At 53.9% G+C, this 10,656-nt stretch carries 6 protein-coding genes; 5 read left to right on the top strand and 1 reads right to left on the bottom strand.

Annotated features, from left to right (window positions below; all coding sequences use genetic code 11):
• On the top strand, positions 1-3,154 hold a 3,154-nt coding region (rpoB, locus tag ACTG34_RS12475; protein WP_439105211.1), incomplete at its 5' end, for a DNA-directed RNA polymerase subunit beta.
• A gap of 55 nt (positions 3,155-3,209) precedes the next feature.
• A complete protein-coding gene (rpoC, locus tag ACTG34_RS12470) occupies positions 3,210-7,451 on the top strand; it encodes a DNA-directed RNA polymerase subunit beta' (protein ID WP_439105210.1) in 4,242 nt (1,413 codons plus the stop codon).
• Between the two features lie 72 nt (positions 7,452-7,523).
• Here rpoC and ACTG34_RS12465 read toward each other — a convergent pair whose 3' ends face one another.
• Positions 7,524-8,519 carry a glycosyltransferase family 2 protein gene (locus ACTG34_RS12465; protein WP_439105209.1) on the bottom strand — a complete coding sequence of 332 codons (996 nt, stop codon included), beginning with the start codon at positions 8,517-8,519 and terminating at the stop codon, positions 7,524-7,526.
• Between the two features lie 115 nt (positions 8,520-8,634).
• Between ACTG34_RS12465 and ACTG34_RS12460 the strand changes: the two genes are divergently transcribed.
• The 3 genes from ACTG34_RS12460 (at position 8,635) to rpsG (ending at position 10,649) form a co-directional block, all read left to right on the top strand.
• The gene (locus tag ACTG34_RS12460; RefSeq protein WP_439105208.1) at positions 8,635-9,525 is read left to right on the top strand and encodes a DMT family transporter; all 891 of its coding nucleotides are present in this window, start codon (positions 8,635-8,637) and stop codon (positions 9,523-9,525) included.
• Positions 9,526-9,794: 269 nt separating this feature from the next.
• Positions 9,795-10,166, top strand: a complete 372-nt coding sequence (gene rpsL / locus ACTG34_RS12455) for a 30S ribosomal protein S12 (RefSeq protein ID WP_005621086.1) — start codon at positions 9,795-9,797, stop codon at positions 10,164-10,166.
• A gap of 12 nt (positions 10,167-10,178) precedes the next feature.
• Positions 10,179-10,649 carry a 30S ribosomal protein S7 gene (rpsG, locus tag ACTG34_RS12450; protein WP_062217327.1) on the top strand — a complete coding sequence of 157 codons (471 nt, stop codon included), beginning with the start codon at positions 10,179-10,181 and terminating at the stop codon, positions 10,647-10,649.
• Positions 10,650-10,656: the final 7 nt, after the last annotated feature.

Here is a 10,656-nt window from a genome sequence, read left to right as displayed (position 1 = left end):
CGAGTACGACAAAGACGGTGACGTTATTGGCGGCACATTGTTCGATCTGCAAAACGCAGGTATCACGGACCTTCCGGTTCTTGACATCGATGGCGTCAATGTTGGTGCCTACATTCGCAACACGCTTGCTGTAGATAAAAACATGAACCGCGAAACCGCGCTCATGGACATCTACCGCGTGATGCGCCCAGGCGAGCCACCCACCGTTGAAGCGGCAGGCAATCTCTTTGACAGCCTGTTCTTTGATGGCGAACGTTATGATCTGTCCGCGGTTGGCCGTGTAAAGATGAACATGCGTCTTGCTCTCGATAAAGAAGACACGCAGCGTACGCTTGATCGTGACGATATCGTTAAGTGTATCAAAGCACTTGTTGAATTGCGTGACGGTCGTGGCGACATCGACGACATTGACCACCTCGGCAACCGTCGTGTGCGTTCTGTTGGCGAATTGATGGAAAACCAATACCGCGTTGGTCTGTTGCGTATGGAGCGCGCGATTAAAGAGCGTATGTCGTCCGTCGAAATCGACACGGTCATGCCGCAAGACCTCATCAATGCGAAACCTGCGGCGGCTGCCGTTCGCGAATTCTTCGGCTCCTCGCAGCTGTCGCAGTTCATGGACCAAACCAACCCGCTCTCCGAAGTGACGCACAAGCGCCGCCTCTCCGCGCTTGGACCAGGTGGTCTGACGCGCGAACGAGCAGGTTTCGAAGTACGTGATGTTCACATTACCCACTACGGTCGTATGTGTCCGATTGAGACACCCGAGGGTCCGAACATTGGTTTGATCAACTCGCTCGCGACCTTTGCACGGGTGAACAAGTACGGCTTCATCGAGACGCCATATCGCCGCGTAGTCGACGGTCAGGTTACTGACGAAGTCCAATACATGTCCGCAACCGAAGAAATGCGTCACACTGTGGCTCAGGCCAACGCGTCGCTCGACGAAACTGGTCGTTTTACCAACGACTTCGTATCTACACGTCAGTCGGGCGAGCACGCGCTTAACCCGCCTGAAAACGTAGATTTGATCGACGTATCGCCAAAACAGCTGGTCTCGGTTGCTGCTGCACTTATCCCGTTCCTTGAAAACGATGACGCCAACCGCGCTCTCATGGGGTCTAACATGCAACGTCAGGCTGTGCCTTTGTTGCGTGCTGAAGCGCCTGTTGTAGGTACCGGTATGGAGGGCAAAGTTGCCATCGACTCTGGTGCTGCGATCCAAGCCGCTCGTGCTGGTATCATCGACCAAGTTGATGCGACCCGTATCGTTGTACGTGCCACGTCTGATCTAGGTCTTGGCGATGCTGGTGTGGACATTTATCGTCTGCGTAAGTTCCAGCGTTCCAACCAAAACACCTGTATCAACCAGCGTCCATTGGTCAAAGTAGGCCAAGCTGTTGGTAAAGGCGAAGTCATTGCGGATGGTCCATCCACGGATATGGGCGAGCTCGCTCTGGGTAAAAACGTGATCGTCGCGTTTATGCCTTGGAATGGATACAACTACGAAGACTCCATCCTGATTTCCGAGCGCATCGCGCGTGACGACGTATTCACATCGGTTCACATCGAAGAATTCGAAGTCGCGGCCCGTGATACGAAACTCGGCCCAGAGGAAATCACCCGCGATATTCCGAACGTTGGCGAGGAAGCCCTGCGCAACCTCGACGAAGCCGGTATCGTGTACATCGGTGCTCACGTTGAGCCCGGCGATATTCTCGTGGGTAAGATCACACCAAAGGGCGAAAGCCCGATGACGCCGGAAGAAAAACTCCTGCGCGCCATCTTTGGTGAAAAAGCCTCGGACGTGCGCGACACCTCGTTGCGTGTGAAGCCTGGTGATTACGGTACGGTCGTGGAAGTTCGCGTCTTTAATCGTCACGGCGTCGAAAAAGACGAGCGTTCGGTTCAGATCGAGCGTGAGGAAATCGAACGCCTCGCCCGTGACCGCGACGATGAGATGGCGATCCTTGATCGTAACATCTACGCCCGCCTCAAAGAGCAGTTGCTCGGCAAAACCGCCGTCAAAGGCCCCAAAGGTGTTAAAGCCAATGTGGTTGTTGATGAGGACTTGCTGTCGCAGCTATCCAAAGGTCAATGGTGGCAACTCGCCCTTGAGGGTGAAGCTGACGCGCAAATTGTCGAAGCGTTGAACGGCCAGTACGATGTTCAAAAACGTGCGCTTGAGCACCGCTTTGAAGACAAGGTCGAGAAAGTGCGCCGCGGCGACGATCTTCCACCCGGTGTGATGAAGATGGTCAAAGTCTTTATCGCTGTGAAGCGCAAGCTTCAGCCAGGTGACAAAATGGCCGGTCGTCACGGCAACAAAGGTGTTATTTCCCGCGTTGTTCCGATGGAGGACATGCCGTTCCTTGCCGATGGTACTCCCGTCGACTTCTGTCTCAACCCGCTCGGCGTGCCATCGCGTATGAACGTCGGTCAGATCCTTGAAACTCACATGGGTTGGGCGTCTCGTGCGCTTGGTATCCAAGTGGACGAAGCGCTTCAGGAATATCGTCGTTCCGGCGATATGACCCCTGTGCGTGACGCCCTCAAATTCGTCTACGGCGAAGATGTGTACGCCGAGGGCTTTGAGAGCATGGACGACGACCTGATGCTCGAAGCAGCATCGAACGTGACCGCAATCGGTGTTCCGATTGCAACACCTGTCTTTGACGGTGCGAAAGAGGCCGATATTGACGATGCTTTGATGCGCGCCGGTTTCGATACCTCAGCGCAATCGGTACTTTTCGATGGCCGTACGGGCGAACAATTCGCGCGTAAAGTCACTGTTGGCGTCAAATACCTGCTCAAACTGCACCACCTTGTGGACGACAAAATTCACGCTCGTTCCACGGGTCCATACTCGCTCGTCACCCAGCAGCCGCTCGGTGGTAAGGCGCAGTTCGGTGGTCAGCGCTTTGGTGAGATGGAAGTCTGGGCACTGGAAGCATATGGCGCGGCATACACGCTACAAGAAATGCTCACAGTTAAGTCGGATGACGTTGCAGGTCGTGCCAAGGTCTACGAGTCGATCGTCAAGGGCGAAGACAACTTTGAAGCGGGTATTCCCGAAAGCTTCAACGTGCTTGTCAAAGAAGTCCGTGGCCTCGGCCTGAACATGGAACTCCTGGATGCGGAGGATGAGGAATAAGGGCTTCGGCTCTTATCCCTCTCTCCCTTCCGCAACAATTTGAGGAACTCAAAACATGAACCAGGAACTCTCAACCAACCCGTTCAACCCGCTGGCGCAGCCGTCGACGTTTGACGAGATCAAGGTCTCTCTTGCATCGCCCGAGCGCATTCTGTCGTGGTCCTACGGTGAGATTAAAAAACCCGAAACTATCAACTACCGCACGTTCAAGCCCGAGCGTGACGGTCTGTTTTGTGCGCGTATCTTTGGCCCGATCAAAGACTACGAATGCCTGTGCGGCAAATATAAGCGCATGAAGTATCGCGGCGTTGTCTGCGAGAAATGTGGTGTCGAAGTTACCCTCCAGAAAGTGCGTCGCGAGCGTATGGGCCATATCGAACTGGCCGCGCCTGTTGCACACATCTGGTTCTTGAAATCACTGCCAAGCCGTATCGGCCTCATGCTCGACATGACGCTGCGCGATCTTGAGCGTGTGCTCTACTTTGAAAACTATGTTGTAATTGAGCCGGGTCTTACCGATCTCACCTATGGTCAGATGATGACCGAAGAGGAGTTCATGGACGCGCAAGACATCTATGGCATGGACGCATTCGAGGCCGACATCGGCGCCGAAGCGATCCGTAAAATGTTGTCGAATATCGACCTTGAGTCCGCTGCGGAGCAACTGCGCGAAGACCTCAAAGAGGCAACCGGTGAATTGAAGCCAAAGAAGATCATCAAGCGTTTGAAGATCGTCGAAAGCTTCCTTGAATCCGGCAACCGTCCCGAGTGGATGATCCTCACCGTGGTCCCTGTGATCCCGCCAGAGCTTCGTCCTCTTGTGCCGCTTGATGGTGGTCGTTTCGCGACCTCCGACCTCAACGACCTTTACCGGCGTGTGATCAACCGTAACAACCGCCTCAAGCGTCTCATCGAGCTGCGTGCGCCCGATATCATCGTGCGCAACGAGAAACGTATGTTGCAAGAATCCGTCGACGCCCTGTTCGACAACGGCCGTCGTGGCCGCGTCATCACCGGTGCCAACAAGCGTCCGTTGAAATCGCTTTCCGACATGCTGAAGGGTAAGCAGGGTCGCTTCCGCCAGAACCTTTTGGGCAAACGCGTCGACTTCTCCGGTCGTTCGGTCATTGTGACCGGTCCCGAGTTGAAGTTGCACCAGTGTGGTCTGCCCAAAAAGATGGCGCTCGAACTGTTCAAGCCGTTCATCTATTCCCGTCTGGAGGCCAAAGGCTATTCCTCGACCGTGAAACAGGCGAAGAAACTCGTCGAGAAAGAGCGCCCCGAAGTCTGGGACATTCTCGACGAAGTGATCCGCGAGCACCCTGTTCTGTTGAACCGTGCGCCAACGCTTCACCGTCTCGGGATCCAAGCGTTCGAACCCACGCTGATTGAAGGCAAAGCCATTCAGCTTCACCCCCTCGTGTGTTCCGCGTTTAACGCCGACTTCGACGGTGACCAGATGGCTGTTCACGTCCCGCTCTCTCTTGAGGCACAACTCGAAGCCCGCGTTTTGATGATGTCCACGAACAACGTTCTGTCGCCCGCCAACGGCGCGCCGATCATTGTTCCGTCTCAGGATATGATTTTGGGTCTCTACTATGTCACGATGGAACGTGAGGGCATGGTCGGTGAGGGCATGGTCTTCTCCGATATCGAAGAAGTAGAGCACGCTTTGAACGCTGGTGAAGTGCATCTGCACGCCAAGATCAAAGCGCGTATTCCACAGATCGACGAAACCGGTCAGGAAGTCGCTGTTCTCTTCGACACAACGCCGGGCCGTTTGCGCCTTGGTGGGTTGTTGCCGCTGAACGCAAAAGCACCGTTTGACTTGGTCAACACGCTGTTGCGCAAGAAAGACGTGCAAAAAGTCATCGACACTGTCTACCGCTACTGTGGTCAGAAAGAGTCCGTGATTTTCTGTGACCAGATCATGACCTTGGGCTTCCGCGAAGCGTTCAAGGGCGGCATTTCGTTCGGCAAGAACGACATGGTGATCCCTGACAACAAGTGGACATTGGTGGATGAAACCCGTGGCCTCGTCAAAGATTTCGAACAACAGTACATGGACGGCCTGATCACTCAGGGCGAGAAGTACAACAAAGTTGTCGATGCTTGGGCGAAGTGTAACGACAAAGTCACCGAAGCTATGATGTCCACCATCTCCGCAAGCAAGCGCGACGAGAATGGCGCCGAAATGGAACCGAACTCGGTTTACATGATGGCCCACTCCGGTGCGCGTGGCTCAGTCACACAGATGAAACAGTTGGGCGGCATGCGCGGCCTGATGGCGAAACCTTCTGGTGAGATTATCGAAACGCCGATTATCTCGAACTTTAAAGAAGGCCTGACCGTGCTTGAGTACTTTAACTCGACACACGGTGCTCGTAAGGGTCTGTCCGATACCGCGCTTAAAACAGCGAACTCCGGTTATCTCACACGCCGCCTCGTGGACGTTGCACAAGACTGCATTATCCGTCAGGTCGATTGTGGCACTGACATCGCGATCACCGCTGAAGCGGCTGTGAACGATGGCGAAGTGGTGTCCTCGCTGGCCGAGCGCATCCTCGGTCGCGTCTCCGCCGATGAAGTTCTCAAGCCCGGCACCGACGAAGTGCTTTTGGCTAAGAACGAACTCATCGACGAGCGTAAAGCTGATCTAGTCGAAGAGGCCGGTGTTGCATCCATGCGCATCCGTTCTCCATTGACCTGTGAGGCCGAAGAGGGCGTTTGCGCCATGTGTTACGGTCGTGACCTGTCACGCGGTACCATGGTGAACCAAGGTGAATCTGTAGGTATTATCGCCGCTCAATCCATCGGTGAGCCGGGCACACAGTTGACCATGCGTACATTCCACATTGGTGGGGTTGCACAGGGTGGCCAACAGTCGTTCCAAGAAGCCAACCAAGAAGGTAAGGTTGTCTTTACCAACCCCAACCTGCTTGAAAACGTTCACGGCGAAAACATCGTCATGGGCCGCAACATGTCTATGGCATTGGTTGACGAGCATGGCGTTGAGCGTGCGTCTTACAAGCTTGGTTACGGCACAAAGGTATTCATCAAAGAAGGCGATACGATCAAGCGTGGCGACAAACTGTTTGAGTGGGATCCTTATACGCTCCCAATCATCGCAGAAAAGGCGGGTAAGGCGAAATTCGTTGACCTCATCTCTGGCTTGTCGGTGCGTGATGTGACCGATGATGCAACGGGTATGACGCAGAAAATCGTATCCGATTGGCGCTCTGTTCCTAAGGGTGGTGATCTCAAGCCTGAGGTCCTCATTTTGGGCGATGATGGCGAGCCGATGCGCAATGATGGCGGCAATCCAGTTACCTATCTGATGTCTGTAGATGCAATTTTGTCCATCGAAGATGGCCAAGACATCAAAGCGGGTGACGTTGTTGCACGTATTCCACGCGAAGGCGCGAAGACGAAAGACATTACCGGTGGTTTGCCGCGTGTTGCTGAACTCTTCGAGGCACGTCGTCCGAAAGATCACGCGATCATCGCGGAGATTGACGGTTACGTGCGCTTTGGCCGCGACTACAAGAATAAGCGTCGCATTTCCATCGAGCCTGCAGACGAGTCGATGGAGCCGGTCGAGTACATGGTTCCTAAGGGCAAGCACATCCCAGTGGGCGAAGGCGACTTCATCCAGAAGGGTGAGTATCTGATGGACGGTAACCCCGCGCCGCACGATATTCTTGCCATTATGGGTGTCGAGGCTTTGGCTGACTACATGATCAACGAGGTTCAGGATGTTTACCGTCTTCAAGGCGTGAAGATTAACGATAAACACATCGAAGTGATCGTGCGTCAAATGTTGCAGAAATGGGAGATCCTCGAAAGCGGTGATACCACACTTCTCAAAGGTGAAAACGTCGACAAGATCGAGTTTGAGGAAGCCAACGCGAAAGCTGAAAGCAAAGGTGGTCGTCCTGCTAAAGGTCAGCCAATCTTGCTCGGGATCACGAAGGCATCGCTTCAGACCCGCTCGTTTATCTCTGCAGCGTCTTTCCAAGAGACAACACGTGTTCTCACGGAAGCGTCGGTACAGGGTAAACGCGACAAGCTTGTCGGTCTCAAAGAAAACGTTATCGTTGGTCGTTTGATCCCTGCCGGTACCGGTGGTGCGACGATGCGCGTGCGCAAAATTGCTGCGGACCGCGATGGTGCCGTGGTGGAGAGTGCTCGTATTGAAGCCGAAGCGGCCGCCGCACTCGCGGCTCCGTCTGAGGATGTCTCAGTCGACATCATAGGCGCGACACCTATCGAGACCCCCGAGGGCGACGACGCGTAAAATACGTGATCTCAAAAATAGAAAAGGGCTCCGCAGTGCGGGGCCCTTTTGCGTTTCGACCTGGCCTTTGGGTCACATTGCTGCGCTTTTGGCCTGTGTTAGGTGAGTACGGTAGCGCGGGTCGTCATTCACATTTGATCCGCGTTTGTCATGTATGGCCTTGATATAGTCGGCACAACACAAGTGGTGCAGTTCTAGAACGCGCGGAACGGTTGTTATCTGCGCGTAGACGGTATCAAAACGGTCCTCGAACCGAAGAGCCTTGCCGTCATACTCGTCATTGCGATCGTGAATATCAAAAAACTCTTCGCTATAGCGTGGAACATCGCCCTTTCGTAGTGGGCATACATTTCCCATTTTGAAATCCACACTTTCAATCCACTTTGTGACGTAGTGGTTGAGCTGAGCGCCGTCATGCGAAATGAACGGACGCTTGGTGCGTTGTCGATGCTCGCCATTGGGGTCGAGTTCGAACGGCCGCCCATTCGCCCGTCCCCAGTTGGTCGGCGCCTCGCTCCAATCGCCATCAAGGGTCATGCCACGCGGCGAGTGCGGAGAAAATTTTTGAAAGCGCAGCGGCTGATACAAGAAACTTTTAAAAAACGCATTTGGATGGCTCTTGGTTCTTGCTCCGCGCGTAAAGGTCCGGTGCAAAAACGTATCATCATAGAGGATCAGGCCAGATGTCCCGAACACTTTCCATTGCACGGCAACGCCGGCAAATTGCGTTTCCTTTCCGTTCAAAAACGCCGCGATGGTGCGGTTCCCCACCTTTGGGATGAGATACTCATCGACATCGCAGATAAAGAGCCAGTCGGTTAATTGCATAATGTCATGGGCGCGCATCGCGTCCAAGCCAGAGCGTACTGGGGGCTTGTCCTCGGGAAAGTGTTCTTGTTCAAGGCACCATCCTGCATCGGCAAGAACGCGCATAAGTTCCACCGAATGATCTGTGCAATCGTTATGAACGAACAACACATCGTTAAAGCCGAGCATCTTTTGCCAAGCTAGCCATTCCAACAGAAATGGCCCTTCGTTTCGAACTGTTGCTGCTACGGTGTATCGCATGGTGCGCGGGCCTTTTTGTGACAACTTCATCTGTGTCGGTCCTAAATGTAAATCCCTTTCCAAGGGGTTGGAGCAATGATAGCGCATCAGTCATGAAATTTAGGTATTGATGCTAATGACCCAACATTCTTCGTCTACGAGAGCTGCATTTATTATGGTCTTTGGCATGGTCGCCTTTACCATCAATGACTCGATCATGAAGGCTGTGCTTGGACATCTCCCACTCATGCAGGCGATCTTTTTACGCGGTCTGGTCAATGTGGTTTTGGTGTCGACCATAGTTGTACGCTTATTAGGTGCGCCGCGTTTCAATCTTTCGACACGCGATTGGGTTTTAGTATTGGCACGAGCGGCCTGTGAAACGGGTGCAGCGTTTGCATTTTTGTACGCGGTGACGCGCATGAGTTTCGCCAATGCTGTGGCGATTGAACAAATGGTGCCTCTGGTGATTGTGCTTGCAGGGTTTGTGGTATTCCGCGATCCCCTAGGGTGGCGGCGTTCCGTTGCTGTGGTGCTTGGCTTTTTAGGGGCGCTGTTGATCGTCAAGCCGGGGAGTGGTGATTTCAATGGCGCGTCAATTTGGGCGTTTGTGACCGTATTCTTTATCACAGGACGCGATATGTGTGTCCGCGCCATGTCTGATCAGGTGCCTACCGCGACTATCGCAATAACAACTGTTCTTTTTGTGACGGGGTGCGCGGGCGCTGCATCAATGGCGGTGACATGGTCACCGATGACGATACCGCTCGTTCTTGGCATCGTTGCCGCGGGCGCGTTTTTGATCATCGGCTATGTTTGTTCTATTGTTGTTATGCGGGTAGGGGACATGACCGCCACGGCACCTTTTCGATATACATCAGTGGTCACCGCGCTAATTTTGGGTCAGGTATTTTTTGATGAATGGCCTGACGCATGGTCGTTGCTAGGGGCCGCGATCATTGCGGGGACGGGTATATTCACGGTGTTTCGCGAGGCACAACTGGGGCGTCGGCGACCGCGCTCTTGAGCGCCTGTTGACAAGGAAGCCGACTCTCCATATACGGCGCTCAATCCGACTAGAGGGGCTAATCCCTGAACGTGTCGAATTCTAAATTGTAGTGATCAAGATCTGCACCACTTGCTCGGTGTTGGTCCTCTGCGAACTCACCGCGTCGTTTGCCTCGGAATGGAAACGATTGCGGCCTTTTGCGTTATGCGAACCTCGTGTGGCGCTTCGAATTTTCACCGTCTCGGCATATGTCGAGGCAGCACATGAGTTAGGAACGGGAAAAGCCCATGCCAACGATTCAGCAGCTGATCCGCAAGCCGCGTCAGCCTAAAGTCAAGCGTTCCAAGTCCATGCATCTGGAGCAGTGTCCCCAGAAGCGTGGCGTTTGTACGCGCGTCTACACCACCACCCCGAAAAAGCCGAACTCGGCTATGCGTAAAGTTGCAAAAGTGCGCTTGACGAATGGCTTCGAGGTCATCTCTTACATCCCCGGTGAAAGCCACAACCTTCAGGAGCACTCTGTGGTTCTGATCCGTGGCGGCCGCGTAAAAGACCTTCCAGGTGTACGCTACCACATTCTCCGCGGTGTTCTTGATACTCAAGGTGTCAAAGACCGTAAGCAACGTCGTTCGAAATACGGCGCTAAGCGTCCTAAGTAAGGAGAGACTGGTATGTCCCGTCGTCACGCCGCTGAAAAGCGCGAAGTCCTGCCTGACGCCAAGTATGGCGATAAGGTTCTGACAAAATTCATGAACAACCTGATGATCGATGGTAAGAAATCTGCCGCCGAGCGCATTGTTTACAACGCCCTGACTCGCGTCGAAGATAAGCTGAAGAAAGCCCCAATTGAGGTTTTCCACGAAGCTCTTGAAAACGTGAAGCCGTCGGTTGAAGTTCGCTCCCGCCGCGTCGGTGGTGCCACCTATCAGGTGCCCGTTGAAGTGCGTGTTGAGCGCCGCGAAGCACTCGCGATCCGTTGGTTGATCACCGCCTCGCGCGGTCGCAACGAAAACACGATGGAAGAACGTCTTGCCGGTGAGCTGCTTGACGCAGTCAACGGTCGTGGTTCCGCTGTGAAAAAACGCGAAGATACGCACAAGATGGCCGACGCGAACAAAGCGTTCAGCCACTACCGCTGGTAATAGGGAA

The sequence above is a fragment of the Celeribacter marinus genome, assembly GCF_965656515.1.
Classification (GTDB): Bacteria; Pseudomonadota; Alphaproteobacteria; order Rhodobacterales; family Rhodobacteraceae; genus Celeribacter; species Celeribacter marinus_D.
The sequence above is the reverse complement of the archived record's forward strand: the minus strand, read 5'-3'. Positions and strand labels throughout refer to the sequence as shown.

Excerpts from the sequence above, each read along its gene's own strand:
- rpsL (WP_005621086.1), top strand. The coding sequence starts at position 9,795 with ATGCCAACGATTCAGCAGCTGATCCGCAAGCCGCGTCAGCCTAAAGTC.
- rpoC (WP_439105210.1), top strand. The coding sequence starts at position 3,210 with ATGAACCAGGAACTCTCAACCAACCCGTTCAACCCGCTGGCGCAGCCG.
- ACTG34_RS12465 (WP_439105209.1), bottom strand. The coding sequence starts at position 8,519 with ATGCGATACACCGTAGCAGCAACAGTTCGAAACGAAGGGCCATTTCTG.
- rpsG (WP_062217327.1), top strand. The coding sequence starts at position 10,179 with ATGTCCCGTCGTCACGCCGCTGAAAAGCGCGAAGTCCTGCCTGACGCC.
- ACTG34_RS12460 (WP_439105208.1), top strand. The coding sequence starts at position 8,635 with ATGACCCAACATTCTTCGTCTACGAGAGCTGCATTTATTATGGTCTTT.